A 26,773-nucleotide genomic window follows, 5' to 3' on the forward strand; every position below is an offset into this window, starting at 1 on the left:
GAGGATGCTTCCTTTCTATTTGTGAGAACGGTTGACCGTTCCCAGACGGCGAATTTTCACACTGGTTTCGAGCTTCACTTCGCAAGTAGTGAATAACCGGTCCCCCTCTTCCCAATCGTCTTTAATTTGTTTCCACACTTTGTTGTGCTTTTGCTCCAAATAAGCGCCTAGCCTCATAGCGTCCGTCTTGAATACGTTTTGCAGCTTATGGATCGCCTCCCGCTCCATCCGCTCCACTTCAACAGCCACCGCTTGTTCCACACGCATCATTGCGTTTTCCTTCTCAAAATCCAGCTGCTGAAACGTTTCCCCTAAGGTTCCTTCCATCTCGATCGAGATCGCAAACCGGATATGCCTCGGATCGGTTACATCCGCTTTGACGTGCCGCTTAGCCGACAGCGCCTCGAACACGACAAGCTCTCCACCTAGCTGGGACTTGACGATGCCGCTATGAAAATCTCCCGTCAATAAGTTCAATCCCTCGGTTTCGTCCGAGCCGAGCGACCCCATCAATCGGGTGTCCTTGCCGCGAAAAATCGCCGCCCCTACGACCTTTACCTCCGCCTCCCCTGTGCCGATGACTCGCTGTACGGCAAAGCTGCGGCCCCGTAGCAAAAATTCATGTATGTCGCCAAGCTTCGTCTCCGGAAGCATTCGCGAGTTTTTGGGACTGTTCTCGGCAATATAGTTAATGTACATAACCGGGAGTCTCTCGTTTTTCGGCGTAATTTCGAGCGCACCCCGGGCCTCCCCGTTCGATACGAGCACTTTGGCGCTTCTGCGCATTTCCGGTTCCCGCAAAAAAAAGTCCATAATGCGCGCAAATTCCCCCGGCTGCTTCGCCACATGCTCCGAAATAATAATGACCTTCATATGCTCGTAATAAGGCGAGCGGCTCGCTCTTGCGGAAATTTGCCGATCAACGTCAAATATCGTATCTCCCTCGGACGTCAAATTAAGAAACGATTCGCTTCCTGCCGAAGAAGATCCTTTTTCTCCGCCGCTCTGCATTTTACCGGGGATGACAAACTGAAACGTTGCGGCGTACCGGTTTTTGCCGGTCGGCTTATTCGGCGCTTCTTTCCGGCTTCGCGTTTCCGCCCTAGGTGAACGCGGCTTATCGACGGCGATCCCGATCACAAAGCCACGTTCGTCGATCTCAACCCGGTCCCAACAGCCAGTCACAAGCAGCAGCGCTCCTCCGAACACCAGGGTCCTGAGAAATGCTCTCCTAATTGTTCCCATAGCGCCGCCCTCCCTTGATTCGAAGTACGACATAGAGAATGCACGGAATCAATATGCCGGCAAACAAATCAATCAAACTGGTCAGCCGGCCAAAATGACCGAATTCATGAAGGTCACGCGGGATAAAAGAAACAAGAAAAATCGCAGGCGCAAGGCTGAAAATCACGGTTAGCCGATGGCGGGCCCCGACGAGTTTGCACATTACATACGTGCATATATCAAGCGCCATCGCCGCTGAGTTAAACAAGGTCATAAGCCAAATCGTAAAAAAAAACGACTCGAACCGTTCCAGCACTGCGCCAGGCACTTCGATCTCCTTGGCCAGCTCCACCGTCGGATACTGAAGCTCGGCCGTCGCCGCCGGCGAGAACACGCCGATAACGAACAAAAACACAAGCACATACAGCAGCATCGGTACCGCTACTCCTAGCACCGCCGCCTTCGTGGATTTTGTGGGCCGGTTAAGCAAAGCCGAGTAAAAGAGCACAATTTCGAAACCAAAAAAAGAAAACAAACTTTCCCATATTCCTCCGAACACTTGCTTCCAATTGCTGACGAACACCGGCTGAAGATGCTCGGAGCGGATCGATCCGAAATTCATGAAAATGACGAGCAGGAAGACCCCGAGCACAAATGGGAAAAAAAGAACATTCAGCCGAATCACTCCGACTTTGGTGCCGCAGACGGCATAAATCACAACGAGAAAGAAGGCGAGCCCAATGACTTCGACCGGGGTTCTGCTGAACAAATATTGCTTCGCGACCTCCGCCGCTCCGCGCACTTCGTAGCCGGTGAACATAAAGAACGCAATGAACAGCAGCACCGAAAAACACCAGGCCGCATGTTTGCCGATAAGCGATACGGAAAATTCAACGATCGTTTCGTTCGGAAACCGGGTAGTCAGTTGGGTCAATATCCATACCAATCCGATGGACAACAGTCCTGCAAGTACGATCGACATCCAGCCGTCGGAAGACGGCACCACTTTGGAAAGTCCCCGGGGAAGCGTCAAAATGCCAATACCCAAAATCATCGACGATACGGAGAAAAACAGTTCCGACGCGCTAATCTCCCGATCGCCGTATTCGAATGTTTTCATGAAGAAGGCTCACTTCCCTTCATCCTTATCCATGCGTACTTCATCCGACGTCTGCATCATTTGCGGACGTCGGGTCAGCATCGTAACCGGAGCGCGCACCACCAGATCTTTCCAATCGTTGCGGAAGAACGGCGCAAACGGCGTGGAAAACGGAATGCCGAAGCTCTTCAAATTGACGATATGAATGTTGATCATGACATAAGCGAGAACAATGCCGTATAACCCGAATACGGCAGCCGCCATCATAATGCCGAAGCGGATGATGCGCAGCGTAATGGCAAACGTGTACGACGGAAGCGCAAAGGAAGAGATCGCCGTAATCGACACGACGATGACCATGATCGGGCTGACGATACCGGCGGCAACGGCCGCTTCTCCGATAACAAGTCCGCCTACGATACCGATCGTTTGCCCGATCGGCCTAGGCAGGCGCACCCCGGCCTCGCGCAGCACCTCCAGCGTCACTTCCATCAAAACCGCCTCGATGACCGCTGGGAACGGTACACCTTCACGTGAGCCGGCAATGGAGAACGCGAGCTTCGAAGGGATCATCCCCTGATGGTACTCGACGAGCGCGATATAAAGCGCCGGCAAGAAGGTCGCCAGAAATGCGGCAGTAAATCGCAACATGCGCATTAAGGTGGAAATGATCCAGTCCGTATAATAATCTTCCGGCGACTGTACCAACGACCCGATCGTTATCGGCAATATTAAGGTAAAAGGCGTTCCGTCAACGATAATAGCCACTTTGCCTTGGGTTAAAGCGGCGGTCGTTTTGTCCGGCCGCTCGGTGTTCTGGATTTGCGGAAACGGACTGAGAAAGCTGTCCGCAATCCACTGCTCGATAAAGCCCGAGCCTTCAGGATCGTCAACGTCAATCGTTACGATACGCCGCTTGACTTCTTCTACCAATCCCGGATGAACGACGCCTTGAACATAGGCGATTACCACATCTTTTTTGCTTCTGCGCCCGATCCGCATACTGTCCATGCGCAAATTCGGATCGCGCAAACGGCGGCGGATCAACGTCGTATTGACCCGCAGGTCTTCGGAAAAGCCATCCCGCGGTCCCCGAATGAGCGCCTCCGTCTGCGGCTCTTCCACTCCGCGGCTTTTCCATCCCTGGCTGCTAAGCACGAGCGCGTGGATCGAACCTTCCACAAACAGCGCCGAATTTCCCGATAAAACACCCAGCAGCGCATCATCCATCGTCGATACGCGGTCAATCCCGTTAACGGACAACACATGATGATGCAGTGCATTCAGCACCGCTTCGCCATCTTCAGACAAGCTTGTTTGCTGCAGCCAATCTCCGGACTGGACCATGCCGAGTACATCGTCGTTCAGCACGTTTTTATCAGCCAAGCCGTCAATGGAAACCAGCACAAGCCGATGGTTCCGGGGGCCTGCGCCAAACTCTCTAATCAGCAGATCGCTTGGCGATCCAAGGAGCTGCTGAATATAAGTGGTATTGATAGCAACGGATGAGGAGATCGCAGTTCCGCTTTGATCGTGTGAGGATGCGAACTGCTGCCGGTCTGATCCAAGAGGATTCCGTCCTTGACCGAGCATCCGTTTGCGCCGCGCTTGCTGAAATAAAAATCGGAACAATGCACCCTCGCCTTCCTTTCCATCCGCCCGGTTACATCCCGATGCAAATGATTCCAACCCTTCCGCTTTCATTATGTTCTGCAAACGAAAGGAATAATATCCTGTTCCGAGCTGGCGATTCGAGAAACTGGCGTCGCCAGCTATACCGTTGGAATGACGGGGATTGACAAAGAATCGAAGACGCTTTTGTACAATTTCGGCTGGAGGAAGGCGGAGCAGACCGTCTCGCGATCGTCCGGCTTTTGAGCAAACTTCAGCGGCTCTAAGTCGATCCGACCGGATTCTGTTGGCGCTATGGTGCGATACACGACAAGAAGAAAAGCATAGGGGGAATGGGAAGCGCTCTATCCGGAGCTTGAGTTTCGCGCAAATGTAGCCGTGAAGTTGAAAGGGACAGGCGCTATTAAGTAAGCGCCTGCCCTTATTTGCCCGAAATGGGGTGAACCGAGTCAATTTTCCAAGCTGCATCCAGGTCGGATCGTTTCATGGTGAATACAAACACCTGATGCTCCGGCTTTTGGCCGTTAAACCAAATGGTTACGGGAACCGGAATTTCCAGGCTTACCGCTTGACCCGGTTCTTTCGGTTCAAACGGTTTTGTTTTTTTGACCGCCTTCATCCGGGTCAATCCTTCCAAGTAAAAAGCAAGCTGCGGACTACGCTTATCGGCAAAGCCGCGGCGAAGCAGTTCCCGGTCCTGCTGGTTCAAAGCGATGAGAAAGCCGTCGATCACTTCATAAGGAGAAGCTTTCGCGAATTTCTCATCCAATCGTCCAGCCGCTTTATAAATCATCCATTGATGATCCGGATCAACCTGATTGGAGCCATGCGTCGTACTATCAAGAAAATGGATGCAGAAATGCCCCGAGAAATCATTGTCCGGAATGCCGTCTCCACCATGAGGCATGCCGTGCATGGATCCAGCCAGCACTTGTCCGTCTTTTGCAACGAGCACCGCACGCCGTCGCCAGCTCCAATTGCCCTGATATACCTTCTTCATTATCGCCGTATCCGCTTTGGTGAGCGGCTGCATATCCGCGTGGTGACTTCCTGCCCGGCGCTGTACGTTGAAGGACAGCCCGGTTTCCAAATCGGTTACGCGGCAAACCGATTTTCTCGAAATGATCCGCTCCGCTTCTTTCCATGGGGTCAGCTTTCCATAGTGGGCTTGCCTTGCCGTGCGCACATAGAGCGCCAGCTTTTGTTTCGCCGAATCAGGCAAATATTGCATCTGTTTCTGCTGCCGATCGTACAGATCAAAGTTGTGATCGATCTCATACACCGTTTCCGTTTGTTCCGTCCGAACAATGACCCTCGTATCGGCAATAACCGAATGGGCCACCTCGGCCGGGACCGGTTTATTTTTATTCCAACGGCGCTGCAGTTCTGTGGATTGCAGCCGCAGCTCGGTATGCAGCTCGGCCTCGTCCGATGCTTTAACGACTAAAACGATTTCCGTCATGATTTCTTTCTTCGGCTTGGCCGCAGCAGCAGAGCCGTGCCAACTTACGCCGAACCATAGCAGCAATGGAATGACCATCCATTTTTTCATCGAAGTTTTCGCTCCTCATTCGCATGAGATTGCACCTTCATTAGCATTTCATTCCGCCGTGCAGGTCATAACAGGAAAAAGGTGTCACTTCGCTCGGAATATTACAGGTTTAATAAGCCATCCTACATCGTATATACGGATTAGGATTAGATCATGTAGGGAGGTTGTTTTGTTGCAAAAGCTGATTGTCCGATGCGCGGCCATATTGTGCGCTAGCTCGCTGCTCCTGTGCAGTCCCGTGATCGCCGGGCCCAAGAAAGGCAGAGACTATTACGAAAGCCGAGGCGAAGTCGTATGGGAAGTGCCTACCAACGAGAAAGTGATTGCCCTTACCTTTGATGATGGCCCCCATGAGAAGGACACGGCGCTTATATTGGATTTATTAAAACAATACAATGCGAAGGCCACCTTCTTTGTCGTCGGAAATAAAGTGGAACGATTTCCGGAGCTTGTTCGGCGCGAGATTGCGGAAGGCCATGAGCTGGCGAATCATACATACAGCCATGCTTATTTCGGCCGAAACTTGTCCGTCAACAAGTTCGCAAAAGATTTGGAACGCGCCGAAGACGTCATTTACGCGGCCGGCGGCAAGCATTGCCACCTGTTCCGCCCGCCCGGCGGGTTTTACAGCGATAAGCTTGTGGAGACGGCCAAAGGAAACGGCTATACCGTCGTCATGTGGTCCTGGCATCAAGATACAAAAGATTGGGCCACGCCGGGCGTACAAAAAATCGTGGATCGGGTGCTGCGTAATCCGCGCAACGGCGACATCGTTTTATTCCATGACTATGTCGAAGGCAAAAGTCAAACGGTTCAGGCGATGGAAATGATACTGCCCGAGCTGCAAAAAAGAGGATTTCGCTTCGTTACCGTATCGGAGCTGCTGACCTACAGCAAGTTAAAACCGGTGCGCAACCCCGAAGCAAAAAACGATCAATAAACCCCGGAGGGTATGTAGAGAGACGAGTTTTCCATAATTACTGATAAAAAATAAAAAAGCATGGACATTTAACCATAACCCATCTCCTTTCTTCTCATAAAATAGACCATACGCAGAAGGAAGGGGATGCATATGAGTTATTTGGATATGCTTACGCGCCTAGGGGTCGGAAGTGCGCATCCGGGCGGGTTTACCGCTACGCTGCAGCAGCTTAGCGAATTTCCCCTGCCCACAGGCAGCCGTATTTTGGAAGTAGGATGCGGAACTGGACGAACCGCCTGTTATTTGGCGAAAAACGGATACGCTGTGACCGGGCTAGACATCCGCGAAGAAATGCTGGCCAAAGCAAGGCAGCGTGCCTCGGCGGAAAAATTGAACGTGACTTTCGTTCAGGGCAGCATCGACGATCTGCCGTTTCCCGACCGTTCGTTCGATATCGTACTCGCCGAATCCGTTACCAACTTTGCCAATATTCCGATGGCTTTAAGCGAGTATTTCCGCGTATTGACACCCGGGGGCACATTATTCGACCGTGAAGTGATGATCATGAGCGCTATGGCGCAAAACGATTATAAGGAGGTTGTACGCTTCTTCGGCTTCGATCGACTGCTGTCCGAGGAGGGCTGGCTGGAGGCGCTTGCGGCTGCCGGATTTGCCGAAGCTGTGGCAAGGAAACGGGCGATGTTTCAAGAGCATTTGGCCGCGGAAACGGAACAAACTCCCGATATGCTGCAGGTCATTGACGGAGGGGTGTTTATGGACCCTGCCATATGGAAAACGTCGCTGGAGCATGACGAGCTGATTCATAAAAATCGGCTTCGTATGGGATACGCTCTGCTTATCGCCACAAAGTCCTAGTCTTGACCCGATGCGTACACCGATTAATGGGCTGTTGCATATGCTTAACATGATGAAGAAAGGATTTGTCGCGGGCAAGTTTTGAAGGTTCTTTCTTTTATCATCAGATCGCAATATGCCAGAGCGGAAGTGAGCCATCTATGAAGACAGCGGCGGTCGAAGCCGCAGCGCAGTTCATCGCTTCGTTTTTTCCGGACTGTGAAGCGGCCATTCTTGCAGGAAGTGTAGTGCAAGGCGGCGCTACGGAACATTCCGATCTCGACCTCGTTATTTTCGACGAGACGGGTCCCGGGCCTTACCGCAAAACGTTCGCTGCGTACGGATGGACGATAGAAGCATTCGTCCTTACCCGATCGTCATACCGTTATTTCTTCGATCAAGGAATCGATATCGCGATACCTTCCTTGCAGCGGATGTGTGCAGCGGGAACCATTATTCGCGGTGAATCAACGATCCGCGACATCGTGGAGGAAGCGCAGCACGAGCTGCAGGCGGGCCCTCCGGCGTGGACGACACAGGAGCTTGACAAAGCCAGATATGAGCTGGGAGAGTCGCTGCAGGATTGGGAAGGCTGCCCCGATCGGACGGAAAGTCTTTTTATCGTCCGCAAATTATCGGCTCAGCTCGCGGAATTTATGCTGCGAACCGGCGGACAATGGATCGGGGACGGCAAATGGCTGTGGCGCTGTCTTCAGCGGTATGACGCAGACGGCAGCACACAGCTGGCGGAAGCTCTCGAAGTTTATTACCGCAGCGATGCAAAGCAGCCGCTGCTTGCATTCGCCTATCGTCTGCTTGAACCGTACGGTGGCATATTGGCGGAAGGCTACAGCGAAGGCCTGTGGAATGAGGATGAGACTTCCGACTGGGACGAAAGCGCAGACGTGTTCCTTCAACTCGTCGATTTGGACGCACCGCTGCAGGATTAAGCGGGCTGCGCCGACACCGGAAGCGTAATTTCCACGGTCGTTCCTTTCCCTTCCTCACTGGCAATATGGACCGTACCGCGGTGATTTTCAATTATTCTGAAGCTGACCATCATCCCGAGCCCCGTTCCTTTTTCTTTTGTCGTAAAAAATGGCTGCCCGATTCGCGGCAGCTTGTCTATCGGAATGCCGCAGCCTTCGTCGATGATACGGACAACGATATGCTCAATGCCTTTATTGCATACTTCGATTCGGACGCGGCCTCCGCCCGGCATCGCTTCCACTGCATTTTTCAATAAATTAATGAACACCTGCTTCATTTGGTTCTCGTCACATTCGAGATTCGGGATGCCGTTTTCGTATTCGGTTGCAAATTCGACCCTGTTGATGACCGCTTGCATTTCAATCAACGTCGTCACGTGCGCGAGCAGCACCCGAATATCGCATGGAAGGAGACGGGCCGATTGGGGCTTGGCGAGCAGCAGCATTTCGTTCAATATTTGCTCCATCCGCGTAATTTCCGAGGTGACGATGTCATAATAATGCGGTTTGGTCCCGCCGGAAGACTGGATCAGCGATATAAAACCTTTCACGGCCGTTAGCGGATTTCTGATCTCATGCGCGAAAGCGGCTGCAAGCTGTCCGACCAAGCTCAGCTTCTCGGAAGCTTGCAGAAGCTCCTGCGCTTTTTGGGATTCGCTGATATCTCTCAAAATAATAAATATCGCAAATTGTTCCTCATATTGGAACGGACAAGCCGACACTTCAACGTCGACCAGCTGCCCGGTTATCGTAATAAATTTCTGTTTTAACGGCGGAACGGACTCGCCGCTCCGAATCAGCCTCATCCGCTCATGCAGCAAATCATGAAAATCCGAATGTATAAAGCTGAACACATCCATGCCAAGAATTTGGCTCTTGTCCGACGCATCGAGCAGCCTGACCGCCGCCTCGTTGGCATACACCCAGCGGCACTCCTGCTGAATCAGGAAAGCAACGGGCAACTCCTCAATCAGCTCTCGGTACTGTTCCTCGCTTTTGGCGAACGCGGACTCCGCCTGCTTTCGCTTGTCGAATGTGAAAACCAGCACATTTCCACTATCGGGACCGAGCGTCTCCTTCACAGCGTTAATTCGAAACAGTTCTTCGTGACCGTTCTTGTGAATATACCGGTAATTGATCAAGAGCGGCTCGCGGCTTATATCGGATGCCGGGTTCATTCGAAGCTGGAGCAGGAGCATATACAACGGTTCCGTCTCTTCAGGATGGGTATATTCGAATAGGGTTCGATTATGCAATTCCTCGCCCGTGCAACCTAGCCATTGTTGCAGTACGGGATTCGTCAGCAGCCAAGTTCCCGTCTCGGATAAAATCGCCATACCAATCGGTACGCGTTGGAACATCCGATAAAACAAGGGATGCGCTGCGAGTTGGTGTTGGATTGCCATAGTTTCCTCCATACCCCGTCAAGCAGGTTCGTTTGATGCCACTTCTACCTAACTCATATTCGATGAACTGTCATCATTTTCCTGCTCGTTCGACAAAAAATCCCTAGGCTTTCCATTTATGCCAGCTGTTCCGTTTACCGGTCAGTCCCTTCTTTTGACCGTCGTTTGGGATATCTTATTTTCTTCCTCCGAAGATGTTCCAACGCGTTCGGCTGCCAGCGTTCTTCTTCTTCCAGAAACTCCTCGTAATCTTCTACAAATAAATCCGTCACCGTACGTTTATCTTCCTGGTCTTCCAATTTGCAACCCTCCGATCGAATCATTTCGTACACCCGCGGATGAGCCAAACACTTCGCTTGGGAACGGTTCGCCTGTGAAATAGGCGCATCACGTGTGGTATACTACTATTATATTACTTCAGGAGGGATCTGTTATGGTCCATTTCGGAACGCTTCATCTGCAGACGGTATCCAGTATCGGTATGGCGATGATGGCGCTGCTTGCGGTTTTCGTCCGCACCCGGGCCAGCAACCGGCCGTTGACTCCTGCCAAGATCATTATGCCTCCGCTTGGAATGAGCACCGGTTTCCTTATGTTTGTTGCTCCGGCCTGCCGCATTCCACTGTTGTGGGCGGTTCTTGCGCTCGGCGCCGGACTTATTTGCTTGTCCTATCCTCTGATCCGCAGCTCGCAGCTTGAGCTAAAGGCCGGAGCCGTCTATATGAAACGGTCGAAGGCTTTCGCGTTCGTACTGCTCGGCCTGCTTGCTCTGCGGATCGCTCTTCATAGCTATATCGAGCAATTCGTTTCCATTCCGCAAACAGGTGCGCTGTTTTTCCTGCTTGCCTTTGGAATGCTTCTGCCATGGCGTGCCTCGATGCTGATTCGTTACCGCCACCTCATGGCCGACCACGCTGCATCGTAACAAAGCTTGATCTAAGAAAGCGGCCTCTCTTCCGTTTTAACCGACTAAACGTAAAGCAGCCTCCCCGTTGATCTGCACCCCCATTGTTAGACACAACTAACATGGGAGATGCAGTTCACTAGGGAGGCTGCTTTTCTGCTATAACTGGAATAATTACAATGAAATGACTTTACCGGTCGCCTGGGATTCGAAGGCAGCCAAAATCACTTGCAGGGAACGAAGCCCTTCTTCACCCGAAATGCTCGGAGGCGTTTGGGTAACGATGCTGCTCACGAACGTGTCGATGACGCCGCTTGACGTTTGCTTCTCGTTGGTCGCGATCGCTCCGACTTTGTAGCGCTCCACCGTTCCGTTGCGCAGTTCGACGATCACTTGATCGTCCGGATGCGTTCCGACCTTCATGACGCCATTCTCGCACCAGAGCACGGTGCTGTTGTCTTCGCCTTTATAGTACGTCCAGCTTGCGACCAGCGTACCGATGGCGCCGCTTTTCATCCGCAGCACGCAGGTAGCGTTGTCGTCGACGTCCGTGCCTTCTTTATGCAGCGTATTTACGAAACCGGCAACATCCGCAACTTCGTCGCTCAATAAATAACGAATCAGATCGGACTTGTGAACCCCAAGGTCGCCCATCGCGCCCATGATCGCTTCGCCTTTACGGAAAAACCAGCTGTCTTTTCCATCCACGCTCCAGCGTTCCGGTCCCGGATGACCGAATGACGTGCGGAATGAAATGACTTTGCCCAGTCTGCCGCTATCCAAAATTTCCTTTGCCTTCGCATGAGGCGGCATGAGCCGCTGGTTGTGGCCGACCATGAGGTAGACGCCGTTTTGCTTCGCCGCTTCGATCATCGCGCGGCCTTCTTCCGCCGTCGCCGCCATCGGTTTCTCGACCAGCACATGCGCCCCGGCATTCGCTGCGGCGATGGCAACAGGTGCATGCAGCGCATTCGGCGTACACACGCTCACGGCGTCCGCTTTCACTTGCTTCAACAATTCACGGTAATCGGCAAAAGCGAGTGCACCGTGCTTCTCGGCATATTTCTCCGCTCGTTCGATCACAGGATCGCAAAATGCGACCAGCTCGACATGCGGGTTTGCTTCATATTCCGGAATATGACGGCGCTGCGCAATCGCGCCGCAGCCGATCACGGCTACTTTGATTTTACTCATCGATGATTAGCTCCTTTAAATATAGTGTCCGTGTAGACTGATGGTTTCTCGTTCGCTTTGCTGTTTCGATCTATAGGCGGTCCAAATAATTATTCTTTACCCAGCCGTAGCTGTTAGCAACGCTTTGCAGCGGCGGGTTCTGGCAATGATCCTGCTCAACGATGAGCCACTCGACCCCCGCATTGGAGGCGGCTTCGATCACTTCAGGCAGCTGTACGACGCCTTGACCGAGCTCGAGCGTTTTCATTTTGCCTTCGTCATCTTTACTGAAGTCTTTCAAGTGAAGCAGCGGCAGACGCCCGTTGTAGCGAGCGATATATTGAAGCGGATCTTGCCCGGCAAACTGTACCCAGCATACGTCCATTTCCACTTGAACCGAAGTCGGCGCCGTGTGGGAATACAGCGCGTCAAACGCGAACTGATCGCCAACGTTTCGCTCGAATTCAAAAGCATGGTTGTGATAAGCGAAAACGAGCCCCTGCTTTCTTGCCTCGGCTCCCGCTTGTTCAAAAAACGCAAACAACCGCTTCCACGATTCCGCGTCCTCACGCTCTTCTTTCGGGATGGAAGGGCAGATCAAATAGGTACCGCCGATGGCGCGCAAATAATCGATTTCCCCTTGCAAATTGTCACGCAAATTTTTCAGGCCGACATGAGCGCCGATCGCCTTCAAATTTAATTGTTTCAACAGTGCGCCGAGTTCTTCCGCCGGCATACCGCCATAACCTGCAAATTCGACGCCTTCGTACCCGAGTTCCGCCACTTTCCGCAGCGTTCCTGCAAAGTCGGCGGCCGTTTCACTGCGCAGCGTATACAACTGCAAGCCGATCCCCATTCTTCTCACGGTATGTACCTCCAATGTCGTTAATGTCTCCATAGTAACAGCAAGGAGGCCGAAATGAACATAATCGATATCATCGGCATATGAACTATCTTGCTATTATTTTTTGATGCTATAAAAAAAGTCTCTCTTAATAGAGAGACAGTGCAAGCGAATCTTTTTCGTTTAGCGAGTGAAGGATCGCTTCGCATCCTACCACTTCGATACTGATTAAGGAATGCAAACATTTCTTAAGCGCATTTCTGCCGGTTTCCACCTTTTTGTCCAAAGCCGACCTCAGCAGCTTTAAGGTCTTTTTATTCAAGTTGTCGGCGAACACGGGGATTTGTTTATTTTGGATCGTTACAAAAGCCTTCATCCTAAACACCTTCCCTCTATCATATGAATCTACGTTTTATTAATAGAATAAATTACGATTATTAATATAAGCTTAAAATATTATTACAATTTGTCAACAACTTTCAAAAAAAAAGATCTGCTCCGTCGTCGGAACAGATCTTTTTTTTGATTTTAAGCGGAGCCGCCTGATTGCATGTGCAAGCTAGAGTTCAACGCTCCTGCAAAATTAGTTCGTTGCTTATGCCAGTTTGTTCGTCATCGATTTGTACGCGTTGGGAATGGTGATGCGAAAGATCGATCCGGTTCCCAGCTCGCTCTCCACTTCGATATTGCCGTCATGGGCTTCGACAAGCGCTTTGGCGATGCTGAGACCAAGACCTACGCCACCGCTAAACCGGGAACGGGATTTATCCACACGGTACAACCGGTTGAACACGTACGGCAAGTCTTGCGGACCGATACCGATTCCCGTGTCCTGACAATAAATAATCGTTGCTTCAGGCTGCCAGCCGACGCCAACCGTAATCGAGCCTTCATTCGTATATTTTACCGCATTGGAGACAACATTCGACACGACCTGCACCATCTTGTCGCGATCCACTTCAGCGTAACACGGTACGTTCGGGTTGTTGAAACGAAGACGAATTCCTTTGTTCCGTGCCATCGGTTGGAAATTGCGGCATACTTGTTCAGCCAGTTTCACCATGTTCACCCGCTTGACGCTGACCGTGAATCGGGCTGCTTCCGCTTCGGAAAGCCGCTCCATATCGGTCATCAGCCGCGTGAGACGGATCAGCTCCTCGTATATTTGCTGCAGCCATTCCACATCGACTTCATATATGCCGTCGATCATCGCTTCAAGCTGCGACAGCATCGAAGTCAGCGGCGTGCGCAGCTCGTGCGTCAAATCTTCCATCAGATGATGACGCCAGTCTTCCTGTTTCTTCAGCTCCGTCGACAGCTCATTCAGCGTGAGCGCTAGCTGCCGCACTTCCTCCGGCCCTTTAAGCGGTGCACGAACTTCGCGATCCCCGGCATGAATTTTGCCAGCGGTTTCCCGAAGCCTCTGCATATGAACGGAGAGCATGCGCGATACCGTAATGCTGACTACAATGGACAGAAGCGCCGCGATTGCAAATAGCAGCGCAGCCCGCTCATGCATCATTTTCTGGTAAGCGAGAAAGCTCGGATCGAGCTTATTCATCTGCTTATACGATGCCACTTGAAGCAGCCCGCGGTTTTGCCCTTTGGCGACGACCGGGTATTCCTGAATCTCAACTTCTTTCAAATTTTGAATCCGGTTGAACATATCAAACCAAATGTCTTGCCTATCCGCTCCGTAACGAATCATAACCCCGTACAAGGTCGCTCTGCGCGTCAGCCAAGATTTCTGCTCATTCGTATAGGGACCGACGGTTAAATCTTCGTTGCGAATATCATCCATCATTTTGAAAGCGTTTACTTTGATTTGTTCCTCTTGATACCGCGTAAAGACGTTTTCCCAATTGTAGTTATAGCCGTAAGCAATAATACTCAAAATAATAAGGAAACAGCCTTGCAGCGTTATAAATAAAATGACATTCGTTCTGCGCAACTTTGACATCATGACCGTCTATTCCTTCTTGTCCGCTTCCGCGATAAATTTGTAGCCTTCTCCGACCATGGTCAAAATGTACTTCGGCTCTTTCGTATCTTCCTCGATTTTTTTGCGGAGATTTTTCACATGCGTATCAATCGACCGGCTATCGCCATGGAACCGGTAACCGAGCACTTGATGAGACAAATCCAGGCGACTGAATATTTTCCCTGGTTTTTCGACGAATACCGTCAACAATTTAAATTCCGTCGATGTCAGATTGGCAAGGAGTCCACGGACAAGCAGCGTTTTCGCCTCCATATCAAGCACGAGCCTTCCTTTGTCGAACGTCAATACGGACGACTTCTGCTTTTCCGGCACGAACGTCTTTACTCTTCGAAGCAGCGCATGGATACGTGCAATGACTTCCTTCACTCGGAACGGCTTGAAAATATAATCGTCAGCCCCGAGCTTCAGCCCCTCGATCGTATCGCTCTCCCGCGATTTGGATGTCAACATGACAATCGGCACTGTCGAAGTTTGCCGAATCGTTCGACATACTTCTTCTCCCGGCATCCCTTCCAACATCAGATCGAGAATGACGAGATCATAATTACGGTTGGAGAACATATCAACCGCTTCCAAGCCGTTCGGCGTAAAATCGACGTCCCAGCCTTCGTTGCGCAAATACGCAATTAATACTTCGCGAATTTTCGGCTCGTCTTCCACCAATAAGATCTGCATTCGTTCTCACCTCCCGTTGTGCCTGCAATGCTTTTGATTCTATGATACCTTGTCCGCCCAGGTTGCTCAAGAAGATTTATTAGGGAATCGGGACTTCATGCGACATCCGTTCCTTCTCAATTACGACGAAAATGCTCCAACTGGCGGCGTGCGCGCGCATCGACAGCAAAAAACCGGCACGTTGGCCGGTTTTTTGGACATCCATCGATTCGAACTACTTCGACACTATTCTACAAGACCAGTACGCTCAACACCTTCGACAAACCATCGCTGCGTAAAGGCATATACGGCTAGAACCGGCATGATGATAAGGAACGATGCCGCCATTTTGATCGGCTCCGCAAAAATACTCGGTCCGGCTTGCTCGGCTTCCGATGACATCGCCGCGGCAAGCCTAGATAAGCTGATCGACAACGGTACTTCCTTCGATCCGAACATGTACATCGACGGGTAATAGAAGTCATTCCAGTTCCAAACGAAGGAGAAAAGGAATACGACGATGATCGCCGATGAAGAGATCGGCAGCATAACCCGGAAGAATACGCGGAAGACGCTCGCACCGTCGATCTTGGCCGCCTCCTCCAATTCCTTCGGAAGGGTAGAGAAGAACTGACGGAAGATGATGACGAACAAGGCTCCTTTGAGACCGTGTCCGAATAATGCCGGGATAATCATCGGATAATACGTATTAATCCATCCGAGTTCCTTGAACAGCAGGATCGACGGCAAAATCGTAACCTGCGGCGGCATAACGAACGTGAAGATCAGGCATACGAACCAAAACTTTTTGAGTGGAAAATCAAGTCTTGCAAACGCGTAGCCTGCGATAGCGCATGTGATGACCTGCAGTACGGCAACGGACAGCGATACCGTCGCGCTGATCGAGACGGCCGTCGGATATTTGAGCAATCGAAACGCTTCGCTCAAATGTCCGAAGTAGACGGACCGCGGTACCCAAATGACCGCCGGATCGAGCAGGTTGCCTGCATCCTTGATCATCGTCGCAACCATGTAAATGATCGGCTTAACATAAATGAATGCGACATCGATCAAAATCAGGTACATGAACAACCGGAAAACGAACCCTTGATTCGCTTCTTTCCCGATTAATACGTTGCGTGTCAGCAGCAGCAGGTTGCGGGGATTCGTATTCCCGCCGAACCTGCGCGATTTGATAATTTCCGTAATACGCTCCATATGCTTATTGCCTCCTTTCTACCGTTGTTGTCCGCTTGTTGCTTTAGCCACCTTACTGAAAACGAAGATGGCGATACTTAAGAAAATAAGTACAATGACGAAGTAGATCCATGCCAGCGCGCTCGACAATCCGTAGTTTGTCGTGTTTACTTTCGAGATGATTGGATTTTGCGGGAAAGTGAACAAATCGACAACCGTATAGATCAGGTTCAGGAAAATAAACGGCGCCAGGCCTGGCAACGTAATTTTCCAGAACGTCTCCCAGGGAGCGGCTCCGTCAATCCGTGCCGCCTCGTAAACCGAAGCGGAGATCGTCTGGCGGCCGGCCAGGAAGATCAGAATCTGCACCCCGGAAGACCAAAGCACGATTACGAATGAGCTTACAATCTTGTTAATCGGGTTCGCCCATGTCGCAGGCAAATACGTTGATATAAACCTGCCGACTTCAAATTCCGTCGTAAACGCGAGTGTTCCTTCCCCTTGCGCAATGAACTCAGTAAGGATTTGGCCTGTCGAGAAAATGACAGGAAGGAAGAAAATAACCCGGAAAAAATCCCGGCCTACGAACTTCTGGTTTAGCAAAATCGCTACCATCATCGAGAATACGATAATGACCGGAATCATCAGCAGCGACTGCCGGAGGAACGGCAGCAGGTCGTTATATAACAACCCGCCGTCCGCCAGCAAAATTTCCCGGTAATACTGTACCCCGACCGGCGTATATTCGATCCCGCTAGCCGTGATTTTTACCCGTTGAAAGCTCATATAAAGCGAATAGCCTAATGGAAATGCAATGAAGGAAAGGAAGCCGATTACCCAAGGTGCGATAAACAGCGAGCCTTCCATCTTGCGGAGGGCAACGGAGCTGAGTCTAAATTTACGGTTCATGACGTTTTCCCTCCCGTTACCACGATGAAGTCCTGTGCCGGAACTCTCAGACTGCCGTTTGTATATTGCTGCGCATTGTAATTGACAATGACCTTCTTGCCGCCTTCATACTCCGTCTCCATCACGTTTGGAGCGAGAGCGCGATGGCCGACAATGGCTTTGTCCTGTACATCGCCCAAAGCTTGGTTAAAGCGCTGATATTCTTCCACCGCTTTGGCTTCCCAATCGCGGTAGTTCATGCTGTAGTACCAGATCGAGTAAGCGCCTTTCATGTCTCCCGATTTGGCACTGGTGAATATGAATGACGGGTATGCTCCATATTCGATGGACCGTAAAAACTCGCTCTGATACTGGTCTCTCAAGTTCGACCAGTTGGATGTGTAAGTCGCTAATCCATGTAACGCAATCTGAGCGAACGGAATGGCTTCATCTACGAACAGGTCATATGAATAATCCTGCGGCAGCCGGTGAAGATGCGTAATATTGGAAATACCGTAGAAGTTCGGTCTATCGACGCTGACGTTGCCGAGTGCCTCTTTGGCTTCCTTCAGCATCTCTTGCTGCACGCCCACGGACTCCGTCCGATTTGTTTTGTAACGGTCGTTAAAGTCGCTGTTCAGGAAGCGACCCGTACCATCTTCAAAGAACAGGCCGTCTGCGCCAAGCTGCTTATATTTTTCCAAATCTTTGGTAAGCGTTTTGGCGCTAAATCTTGGGCTTACCAGCGTGATCTTAGCTCGGTTGTTAAAGTTTTCTTCTTGCAGCAGTCGGCCTGCCAAGTTCCGCGATCCGTCATATCTCGGGCTGAAGCCGTCGCCGTTCGTATTGTTGTACGAGTAGTTGGCGTTCAACAGTACCGGGATTTTGAGCGAATGAGCATAATCGATAAACTGCTTCATCCCCTCATTGCCGCCGAGCCGCTTATCGACCGGGAACAACCCGCCGTAAGTGCTGTAACCGCCGTTCTGCCATCCGGAGTATTGGATCGCCATGTTCTCGATTCCGAGACCGTACAGCCGTTTCACCATTTCCATCGCTTCCGATGTGGTTGTTCCTTTCAAGTACTTATCCCAGAGCAGGCCCTCTTTAATGTCAGCCCCCATGATGTCAAGGAAGAACGGCACTTTCGCGCTTTCCGGCTTCAGCGGCTTGAGTCCTTTTTCTTTCATCAAGTACTCTCTGTACTTAGTAGCCATTCCCACGTAATCGGCTTTTGAAGGTTCGAGCATATAGTATCGAACGGCACGCTGCTCCGTCATATACATCTGCTTGCTGTACGTGTAAAAACCTGCACTGCCTTTCTGGCTTGTGTTCTGGAAAAACTTGATCCGGTACTGCCATTCCGGTGTTACCCAGTTATACGTACCGAATGCGCCCGCAGGCGAAGCGAACAGCTTCGAATATTCTTCGCCGGCCGTGATGACAGACACGAATGCCTGGCTGCCGGATTTCATACCGAATACCGGCATGGTCACCTTTTGCCTATTGGTTCTTTCGACAAAGAAGGAGAAGTCGTTTCCGTACATGTTTTCACGGTACACGGATTTATCGTTGGTTCGGTTCGGCTTGAAATGAATCAGCGCGCCGGAACCGTCCGGCAATACCATATATCCGTCTTGGCCCAAAGAAGGCTGCGCTCCGAAGAGTGGGTACAGCTTCAAGTTGAGCAGGCTCAGCTTGCCTTCTTTAATATCTTTGTCGATGATTTTCGTTTCTACATAGTCGGTAGTCAACTTCACTTCCACCGGAATTTTAAACTGGGTCCCGGCAAAATTGAAAGTGACTTTGAAGCCGTCGGCCGTTTTTTGAAAACCTTCCAGCGTCCCTTTGTCTTCAAGCCAGCTGACGATTTTCGGCTGCGACTTGTAGTTCGCCATATCGATATACTCAAGCATGATCGGCGAACGAAGATTGTTTCTCCATGTGCCTGTGATCGTTTCTTTCGGCCATTGCTCCGGATCCGGGAAAGACCTCAGTACTTGCCCGCTTCGCTTGTCTTCCATTTTGAAGTGAGCCGTTGTGCTGTCTACCCAGAGCTTGAAATTCGCATTTTCCGCCATGACCTGAAACTTGCTCTCATCAGGCATTTCATTTTTCGCTGCTGCCTGCTGAGCCGCCGTTGGAGCGGCCGGCTGAGCCGGAGCGTTCTGCGCAGGCGCTTGGCCCTGCTGGTCGGCAGCAGGCGCATTCGCAGCCGGTGCATTCGCAGCCGGTGCATTAGCAGCCGGCGCATTAGCAGCCGGCGCATTCTCGGCGGCGTTTAGCAGCGGACCGCTCTGGAACGTGACCAGCGTCGTACCGACGACAACCGCCAGGGCGCTCAGCTTCAATTTTTTGCTTATGCGTCTCATCGGATCGTCACCTCCTGGTACACGGAATAGAAGAAGTCCCACAGCTCATTGCTGAGACCGAACGTAATGAAAATGAGAACGCCCAAAATCGTCATCGTTACCATTGAAAGGACAATGTTTACAGCCGTTTCTCCGACGCCATAGTTTTGCATCGACTGAACTTTCCAGAACACCAGCAGGAACACCCAGCCATACAATGCATTCTCAAGGAAATTGTAGATTGCGCCTTCGCTCAGCGTCATGACGCTGGAGAGCAGCGTCAGCGGCAGGCCGACGATCACAAACGGGAAGACCGCATAGGAAGTACCGTAAATGACGTCGCGGAAACGACCTTCGCCGCGATAAATCGTACTGATCAAATAGTTGGCGACAACCCAGCCGACCCAAACGACCGCAAACTGCGTAAACACCGTGATCAAGCTGATCTCAAGCACGACGTTCGGGTTAAACGTAAAGTCGGTCGCAACGCGCATGATGCCGAATGCGATCATGCCCGCCAGCAATAAAATCATACTGCTCGCCATGCTGCCTTTATTCTCGTATCGGATCGCCGAGAAGCCGTCGATCGGATGCTTCAAAATATAAAATACGTGCTTCAATTGAATAACAAGTCTGTTCTTGGAACGTTCGCGGTTGCGCCATTTTTTTCTCCAGGCCGCTTTACGCGTGAACCTATTGAACAGAAAGATGAGAAGGAAGCCGAAAATGACGACGTTCATGAGCAGGCCGAAATGTTTCTGGAACCATATCAATCGGATTTGCCAGAACGCATCGGAGTAGCCTTGTACGAAGCCGGCTTCTTTAAATAGCGCTTGCGCCTTCTCGAACTCTCCTTTTTTGTACGCCGCCTTGGCTAAACCAAGTACCGCAGGAGTATAGTAGGCGTTCAAGCGAAGCACTTCCTGCCAATATTTCTCGCTGTCCTCGTACCGGCCTTCTTGCGTCAACTGGTTCGCTTGGTGAACGAGCGCTCCGAACTCCGACAGCCGGAACCTTTGAACGGCGTTGTTCTCTTCGTCGAGAATGAACAGCTCGTTCTTGGAGTTGTTGGCAATCGCCGACGGCGTTTTTACGACGCCGAGCTTAGTCGCCGATGCGGATACGTCGCCGCCCCAGTAGAACAGCAGGTTGCCGCTGGCGTCGTATTGGTTGACGTATTTCAGCGTCGAGTCGATTGCCGTAATGTTGCCGTCGCTGTCAACGGTCAAATCGCTGAGCTGCGGCTTTTGGTTTTTATCGCTCGGCGGAAAACGGACTTCGCCGAACGCCCTGGTGGTTACTTTGTCCGTGTACTCGTCTTTGGCCGACAGCAAGTCTTTCCCTGCGATGTTCAGCTTCTTGATCTGTCCGGTCGCGATCTCTTTCGTCGCCGTGTAGATAAGTCCGCCTTTATCGGTCGTCACGCTCGCAACGGAACCTGGCAGCTTACTGATTTCACGCAGGTACATTTCCCGTGTATATACTATGCGCTTGAACGCATCCATTACGGAAAATTCGGTTTTGTTGGCTCCGAAGAAGCTTTGGAAGTTCCCTTCCGGGTCCAATTGCAAAAGCCCTTGGTAACCACCGAGTGTTGCGATGTACAAGAAGCCCCGTTTATCTACGACCAGCTTGATCGGATCGTATTTGAACGCTTCCGGCAAAAACTTGGAATCGGGCCGTTTGTATTCCTTCAGCAGCTTGCCGTTGGAATCGAGGCGAATCACCCGCTTATTGCCCGTATCCGCAACATAAATGTCGCCTTTGCCGTCGATGAAAAGACCTTCCGGCTTTTTCATCGGACTTTCCTTCACGTCCAGAATGCGAACTAAATTGCCATTCGGGTCCAGATGAACGATCCGGTTATTGCCGGAATCCGCAATGTAAATATTGTCTTTCTCATCGATAAACAAATCCTTCGGCTGAACAAGCGGGGAAAATACCTGCTTGCTCGGATCTTTCGGATCCGGAATGTAAATTTCCCTGCCCATCACTTCTACCGGGTTGTATGCGGATTGTGTCCATACAAGCCGTTTATAGCTATCTCTGTAGTTCGTATCGTAAGGTACGTAAGCCATTGCACCCGCCGGCCACAAGGAAACGGCCAAAACGATGACCGCCAACATAAGGAGGAGGGGCTTACGCCGAAATTGAGTTAGCAAATGGTATTCCCCCTTCCTTATTTGATACCGGAATGCGCCATCGTAGCGATGACTTTACCCTGGAAGAACAAGAAAATCAGCAGGTTCGGCACGAACATGACGAGCGCAGCTGCGGCGGCGGCCCCTTGACGGGCTACGCTGTTAGCCAGGTTGTTCGTTAAGGTCGACAGGAAGAACGGGAAGTTCTTCATCTCATCGTCCTGCATGAACAGCGTCGAGGTTTCCGTGTTGCCCCATGAACCTTGGAACGTCAGAATCGCAACCGTAGCGACCGCCGGCATAACGACCGGAATGACGATCCGCAGGAAAATGAAAAATTCGCCAGCTCCGTCGATCCTTGCAGCTTCCAGCAGCTCGTTCGGGAGCTGATCGATAAACTGCTTCAATAGAAACACGCCTACCGGCATCGCCACAATCGGCAATATATGTCCGAAATATGTGTTCATAATTCCCAGATTGCTGACCACGAGATACCGCGGAATTTGCACCGTCTCCGGCGCGAACATGAGCGTCAGCAGGATCGTCCCGAAGACAATCTGATGTCCGGGAAACTTATGCTTCGATATCGGATAAGCACAAAGGGCACTGACGATCGTCACGCAAACTACAGCGCCACCGGAAATGATCAAGCTGTTGAACAAATATCGTGTTACCGGTATTGTCGAGGACGACGCTACCAGGAACAGCTCCGTAAAGTTTTGGAACGAAGGTTCTCTTACAAAAAAGTTCGGCGGATATACGAACAGCTCCTGATAAGGCTTGAGCGCATGGTTAAAAATAAACACAAGCGGGAGCAGCATAAAGACGGCGAGTACAAAGAGAAAGAAGACGAGCACTTTCTGAAAGCCGTCCATCGAGTTCAGCCTCGATCTTTTCCCAAAAGGAATTAGCCGTTTCCAATTTGCTAATGCGCGTTGCATTATTCGCCCTCCTTCGGGCCGAACAAGCCCCAGCTTAATTTGTTGGAAAAGTACATGATGAGCAGAAGGGAAACCGAGATTGCGGCAGCATAGCCCATCTCAAACCGAATGAATCCATAGTCGTCGATATGGTTGATAATCAAGTGTCCCGAATACTGCGGCGTCGGGTTCACCCCCGACAATTCCACCCCGATCGCCCCTTGCTTAAAGGTGCCTACGATTGCCATAACCGCGCCGAACAACATTTGCGGCTTCATAGACGGAATCGTAATGTACCAAATCTCTTGTAGGCGGCTGCTCATCCCGTCGATTCGGGCAGCTTCGTACAGCTCCTGATTCACGTTCAATATTCCCGCCAGCATCGCTAGAAAGCCTACGCCCATACTGGACCATAGTGTAACGACGATCATCGAGTTCATCAAATACGCTTTGTCGGTCACCCATAACATAGGTTGATCAATTATGCCCAGTTCAAGAAGAATACTGTTCAAGTATCCGATCCGGTCACCGGTAAGAAGGGGCAGCCATACTACGGACATTGCAACCCCTGCGGTAAGCGAAGGTGTATACATGGCCAGCGCGAACCATCTGGTCGCTGTGCTTGGCAGCTGGGAAATAAGCCATGCCAGCACGAACGCAGCAATATATCCGCCCGGTCCTACGATGAGAGCAAACTTAAACGTGTTCGGAAGGGCATATTTCAAGAACGTCAAGTCCTGCGAGATCAAATTCGCAAAGTTCGTCCAACCGATGAAACGCGGCGGTTCAATTGCATTGAAGTACGTGAAACTTAAGCCGATCGCCGCGATGACCGGGATTAAAATAAATGCGAGAAAACAGAGCATGAACGGTGCAATGAATAAGTACGACAACCGATAAGACCATATCTCGGAAAGGAGGCGTTTGAACTTATCCGTCAGCGTCGGTTTGACGGGAGCGGTTCGCTGCCGAACCGTCCCCGCAGTAGCGTTCGCCTGATTACTTAACATATGCCTTCACTCCTTCCCAAGGTTTGGTTACGATCGGCAGTTCCATCGATTTCAAAATATTGCCCTCGGCATCGACAAAACCGAATTCCTGCTGTTTACGCCTGAGCTCCCGGTTGATTTCCATGACGGCGAGCTCCAGTGAGTTTCGGTAGTTCATTCCATCGACTACCGTACGGTTCCATGCATTATTGATTTCACGGGTTACAAAGTAACCGCCCGGCAAGTTCGGCATATCTTTGTACCACTGCCATTGATTCAGAATGACGTTAGCGTCTTCCCGCTTCCAAGGCAGCTTGGTGAATGCCTCCAGATTCGATGTGTTCCAGCGGAATGCGATCCCGTTGAACGCCTCAAGGTCGGAACCGTAACGTTCCTGTACATCGGCGGAGTTCCACCATTTCAAGTACTCCCATGCTTCTTGCTGTCTTTTCGATTTTTTGAAAATTACGCCTGTCGACTGTCCGCCTCCGGCCCATCGTTCGATCGTGCCGTCCGGCTGTTTCGAACCCGGAAGCGCTGCGATTCCCCAACGCCCGTTCAGCTCCGGCGCCGCAGCGGAGAGCTTGATGTACATGTTGTAGTCAGCAACACCGATCGGCATGTCGCCTTTACGGAAATGCTGATAGAAGTCCGCTACCTCGCGGTCAATCGCGTAAATGTTGAACATGTCGGCCCATTGCCGGAACGCTTTGAAGCCTTCCGGCGTATCCATCGCCGTCTTTGCTCCGTCTTTCGTGAAAAACTCCGCATGGTTCTGGTAGAAGAACATCATGAATTCCTTCGGGTTAGCGTAGAAGTTCATATAATTTTGCTGAAGCGTAGGTAAAATGTCGTATACATCTTCCCATGTTTGCGGAAGCGGAATGCCTAATTTGCTCAAGATATCCTTGCGGTAGAACAACACCTGGAACGATTGCGTCTCCGGCATTGCATAATACCCTTTATTATAATAGAACGGCAGCCACGATCCCGGGCTGTAGCGCTTGTAGATTTCCTGGAAGTCCGGGAACTGCGATATATCGACAATACTGTTCCGAATCGCGTAATCGATCGGCAAGTCTTGCGACAATCCGAGCGCGACGTCCGGCTGAATACCGGCGGCGTTCGACAATACGAGAAGTTGAGAAGTCGGAAGCAGGTTCACTTTTACTTTGATCCCGGTTTCCGCCGTAAACAATTCGTCCGTCAACTCCTGGAGCTGCGTAACATAGTCGCGTCCACGGAGTACCCATACGTTCAGCACGCTATCGTCGATATCACTCAACCGGTTTTTCGAGCGGAACGTATAGAAGAAGTTGACAACCATGCCTTTCATCTTGGAGAAGATGGAAGCTTCCATCTTCGGAAAGCTCTTCTCTACCGGCGCGATATAAATTTCGTCGAACTGCAACGGCTGCTGAATGAGAGTATCCGTAAATTTGCTGACTTTCTCCTGCATGGAGGAAATTTGGTCTGCCTTATACGGGATATCGTCAATCTTCTTCAACATTTTGGCGATATCTTGTGCCGAGGATTCGAAGCCTTGGCTGATGTTATCCACACGGCCGTTGACTTCTGCAGTAAGCTTAGCAAGATCATCTAATTGCTTCTCGATAACCTCCATACGCTTCGGCAGATCGGGCAAATCTTGAGCAATGCGGTATGTTCTGTTCTTGTCATCCACATTACCGGTCAACGACTTCAAATCCCAGGAGACTTCTTGAAGCAAGTCGGCAACTTGTTCGATGCCTCGAATGATCGGCTTAAACGGCGCATGCGTGACGGACATGGAGAGCGTATGTTTCCCTTTTTCCAAGTAAAACTCGTACGGCTTGCCTGCGTCGTCCTGAAGCGCCAAACCTTCCCAACCGGTCGAATACGGGAAGCGATACGTTAAAAATTCCTGGAACGGTACTTTCCCGTCAATCCGGATCGTTCGGAAGGAAGACTTTTGCGAAATCGTATTTTGAAGCGTCCGGGTAGCAATTTTGTATTTGCCCGATTCCGGAACATCAATCGTCCATGTAAGCTCCTGCGTCTGGTTATACCATTTCTTGCCGCCGATGCTGTTGAACGTGATCTTTCCTTTGGCCAGCGGAACGGTGCGTTGATCCGTGTCCGATGCCATCTGGATCGCAGAATCGTTCTTAATCGACGGTTCTTCCGCTTGAATTGTAATCACTTCCGCGGCTGCCGGCTTCGATTGCGGATATGCTTTTGCGACATCGGCGTACGGCTGCAGCTTTTGCGGCGGAGCCAGTTTGATTGACTCGATGGCTACCGGCTCATAGCCTTGCAATCTGATCGTATGCGTGCCTTTAGAGAAAAACCATTGCAGCGGATCCGCATAGGCGCCGCCGGAATCGAAAATCGGTGTTGTCATCCATGTCGTAATTTCGTCCGATCTCGGCCGGATTTGATCACCCTCGTCATCCACCTTGATCGGACGGGCGTCTTTCCATTGACGATACAACGTAATGGAGGACGTTTCCCGGAACGGGCGTTTGCCGTCGACCGACATATCCCATACGATCGGGCGGCGAAGTCCTTTTCCTGTTACCGGACGGTAAGAAATTTGCATTTCATATAAACCGTCGGAAGGAACGTCAAAACGGTACTCGACGAAGCCTTCGCCTGAACCGCCTCCGTTCCATACGAGGACGTTGCTTTTCCCTTCGTAGTTGCCAACCGTGATGTTCTGGTTTTCCGATTTGGCCGACGGAGCGGAACCTTTGATTTCGATCGTCGAAGTTGCCGGCTTGGCACCTTTGTCGATCCAGCCCTTGAGCGTGTCCGCATAATAAGGTTCCGTATCGGATAATTGCACGGCGCTCGCATTCGGCGTCTTGACTGCCGTCGCTGAAGCCGCAGGCGCGGCAGGCGCTTTCGCATCCGTTTCGGCCGCCGACGCCGAAGGCTGACCCGGCGGCACCAGTCCGGTAAGACCGAGAGCTCCAGCCAACGTTAATACTAGTAAGCGTTTCCATGGGTGTTTCGAGGATTGAACGGAAGACAATCGTGTCACTCCTTT

The 26,773-nt window shown here is 51.1% G+C and carries 23 protein-coding genes; 4 read left to right on the forward strand and 19 right to left on the reverse strand.

Features of this window, described 5'->3' with window-relative positions:
* Positions 1–15: 15 nt before the first annotated feature.
* The 4 genes from ACFQI7_RS23650 to ACFQI7_RS23665 all read right to left on the reverse strand — a co-directional run bounded on the left by ACFQI7_RS23650 (position 16) and on the right by ACFQI7_RS23665 (position 5,507).
* A complete protein-coding gene (locus ACFQI7_RS23650) occupies positions 16–1,245 on the reverse strand; it encodes a Ger(x)C family spore germination protein (RefSeq protein WP_218100027.1) in 1,230 nt (409 codons plus the stop codon).
* Positions 1,232–2,344: a GerAB/ArcD/ProY family transporter gene (locus ACFQI7_RS23655; RefSeq protein WP_218100028.1), complete on the reverse strand. Its 1,113-nt coding sequence runs from the start codon at positions 2,342–2,344 to the stop codon at positions 1,232–1,234. Before ACFQI7_RS23655 ends, ACFQI7_RS23650 begins: the two co-directional genes overlap by 14 nt.
* 9 nt (positions 2,345–2,353) lie before the next feature.
* Positions 2,354–3,916, reverse strand: a complete 1,563-nt coding sequence (locus ACFQI7_RS23660) for a spore germination protein (protein WP_218100185.1) — start codon at positions 3,914–3,916, stop codon at positions 2,354–2,356.
* A 460-nt stretch (positions 3,917–4,376) separates the two neighbouring features.
* Positions 4,377–5,507 (reverse strand): hypothetical protein, encoded by a 1,131-nt coding sequence (locus ACFQI7_RS23665; RefSeq protein ID WP_218100029.1) that lies wholly within the window; start codon positions 5,505–5,507, stop codon positions 4,377–4,379.
* 172 nt (positions 5,508–5,679) lie between these two features.
* Here ACFQI7_RS23665 and ACFQI7_RS23670 point away from each other — a divergent pair, with 172 nt between their 5' ends.
* The 3 genes from ACFQI7_RS23670 (at position 5,680) to ACFQI7_RS23680 (ending at position 8,234) form a co-directional block, all read left to right on the forward strand.
* The gene (locus ACFQI7_RS23670) at positions 5,680–6,447 is read left to right on the forward strand and encodes a polysaccharide deacetylase family protein (RefSeq protein WP_377517701.1); all 768 of its coding nucleotides are present in this window, start codon (positions 5,680–5,682) and stop codon (positions 6,445–6,447) included.
* Positions 6,448–6,579: 132 nt separating this feature from the next.
* Positions 6,580–7,305, forward strand: a complete 726-nt coding sequence (locus ACFQI7_RS23675) for a class I SAM-dependent methyltransferase (protein WP_218100031.1) — start codon at positions 6,580–6,582, stop codon at positions 7,303–7,305.
* 140 nt (positions 7,306–7,445) lie between these two features.
* Positions 7,446–8,234: a nucleotidyltransferase domain-containing protein gene (locus tag ACFQI7_RS23680; protein ID WP_230415133.1), complete on the forward strand. Its 789-nt coding sequence runs from the start codon at positions 7,446–7,448 to the stop codon at positions 8,232–8,234.
* On the opposite strand, the gene ACFQI7_RS23685 is transcribed toward ACFQI7_RS23680, so the two are convergent.
* Both ACFQI7_RS23685 and ACFQI7_RS23690 read right to left on the reverse strand, forming a co-directional pair.
* Complete coding sequence (locus ACFQI7_RS23685; RefSeq protein ID WP_218100032.1) at positions 8,231–9,679, reverse strand: PAS domain-containing sensor histidine kinase; 1,449 nt, start codon at positions 9,677–9,679, stop codon at positions 8,231–8,233. The genes ACFQI7_RS23680 and ACFQI7_RS23685 overlap by 4 nt on opposite strands.
* A 134-nt stretch (positions 9,680–9,813) precedes the next feature.
* Positions 9,814–9,978, reverse strand: a complete 165-nt coding sequence (locus tag ACFQI7_RS23690; RefSeq protein WP_218100033.1) for a hypothetical protein — start codon at positions 9,976–9,978, stop codon at positions 9,814–9,816.
* A 134-nt stretch (positions 9,979–10,112) separates the two neighbouring features.
* Between ACFQI7_RS23690 and ACFQI7_RS23695 the strand changes: the two genes are divergently transcribed.
* Positions 10,113–10,604 carry a CcdC family protein gene (locus ACFQI7_RS23695; RefSeq protein WP_218100034.1) on the forward strand — a complete coding sequence of 164 codons (492 nt, stop codon included), beginning with the start codon at positions 10,113–10,115 and terminating at the stop codon, positions 10,602–10,604.
* Positions 10,605–10,757: 153 nt separating this feature from the next.
* Here ACFQI7_RS23695 and ACFQI7_RS23700 read toward each other — a convergent pair whose 3' ends face one another.
* The 13 genes from ACFQI7_RS23700 to ACFQI7_RS23760 form a co-directional block, all read right to left on the reverse strand.
* The gene (locus tag ACFQI7_RS23700) at positions 10,758–11,777 is read right to left on the reverse strand and encodes a Gfo/Idh/MocA family protein (protein WP_218100035.1); all 1,020 of its coding nucleotides are present in this window, start codon (positions 11,775–11,777) and stop codon (positions 10,758–10,760) included.
* 70 nt (positions 11,778–11,847) lie between these two features.
* Positions 11,848–12,621, reverse strand: a complete 774-nt coding sequence (locus ACFQI7_RS23705; protein ID WP_218100036.1) for a sugar phosphate isomerase/epimerase family protein — start codon at positions 12,619–12,621, stop codon at positions 11,848–11,850.
* 127 nt (positions 12,622–12,748) lie between these two features.
* The gene (locus ACFQI7_RS23710) at positions 12,749–12,976 is read right to left on the reverse strand and encodes a 3-dehydroquinate dehydratase (RefSeq protein ID WP_218100037.1); all 228 of its coding nucleotides are present in this window, start codon (positions 12,974–12,976) and stop codon (positions 12,749–12,751) included.
* Between the two features lie 219 nt (positions 12,977–13,195).
* Positions 13,196–14,563, reverse strand: coding sequence for a sensor histidine kinase (locus ACFQI7_RS23715; RefSeq protein ID WP_218100038.1), 1,368 nt, complete (start codon positions 14,561–14,563; stop codon positions 13,196–13,198).
* 6 nt (positions 14,564–14,569) lie between these two features.
* Entirely contained in the window at positions 14,570–15,277 is a 708-nt protein-coding gene (locus ACFQI7_RS23720) for a response regulator transcription factor (RefSeq protein ID WP_218100039.1), read from the reverse strand.
* Positions 15,278–15,356: 79 nt separating this feature from the next.
* On the reverse strand, positions 15,357–15,482 hold the full coding sequence (locus tag ACFQI7_RS23725; protein WP_268966833.1) for a hypothetical protein: 126 nt from the start codon (positions 15,480–15,482) through the stop codon (positions 15,357–15,359).
* A gap of 20 nt (positions 15,483–15,502) precedes the next feature.
* Entirely contained in the window at positions 15,503–16,474 is a 972-nt protein-coding gene (locus ACFQI7_RS23730; protein ID WP_218100040.1) for a carbohydrate ABC transporter permease, read from the reverse strand.
* 18 nt (positions 16,475–16,492) lie between these two features.
* On the reverse strand, positions 16,493–17,362 hold the full coding sequence (locus tag ACFQI7_RS23735; protein ID WP_218100041.1) for a carbohydrate ABC transporter permease: 870 nt from the start codon (positions 17,360–17,362) through the stop codon (positions 16,493–16,495).
* On the reverse strand, positions 17,359–19,713 hold the full coding sequence (locus ACFQI7_RS23740; RefSeq protein WP_218100042.1) for a DUF5696 domain-containing protein: 2,355 nt from the start codon (positions 19,711–19,713) through the stop codon (positions 17,359–17,361). Before ACFQI7_RS23740 ends, ACFQI7_RS23735 begins: the two co-directional genes overlap by 4 nt.
* A complete protein-coding gene (locus ACFQI7_RS23745; RefSeq protein ID WP_230415135.1) occupies positions 19,710–21,854 on the reverse strand; it encodes a YIP1 family protein in 2,145 nt (714 codons plus the stop codon). Before ACFQI7_RS23745 ends, ACFQI7_RS23740 begins: the two co-directional genes overlap by 4 nt.
* Positions 21,855–21,871: 17 nt before the next feature.
* Complete coding sequence (locus tag ACFQI7_RS23750; RefSeq protein WP_218100043.1) at positions 21,872–22,774, reverse strand: carbohydrate ABC transporter permease; 903 nt, start codon at positions 22,772–22,774, stop codon at positions 21,872–21,874.
* Entirely contained in the window at positions 22,774–23,763 is a 990-nt protein-coding gene (locus ACFQI7_RS23755) for a carbohydrate ABC transporter permease (RefSeq protein ID WP_218100044.1), read from the reverse strand. Before ACFQI7_RS23755 ends, ACFQI7_RS23750 begins: the two co-directional genes overlap by 1 nt.
* Positions 23,753–26,758, reverse strand: a complete 3,006-nt coding sequence (locus ACFQI7_RS23760) for an extracellular solute-binding protein (protein WP_218100045.1) — start codon at positions 26,756–26,758, stop codon at positions 23,753–23,755. Before ACFQI7_RS23760 ends, ACFQI7_RS23755 begins: the two co-directional genes overlap by 11 nt.
* Between the last annotated feature and the right edge of the window lie 15 nt (positions 26,759–26,773).

It is taken from the genome of Paenibacillus allorhizosphaerae, assembly GCF_042659105.1.
Classification (GTDB): domain Bacteria; phylum Bacillota; class Bacilli; order Paenibacillales; family NBRC-103111; genus Paenibacillus_G; species Paenibacillus_G allorhizosphaerae.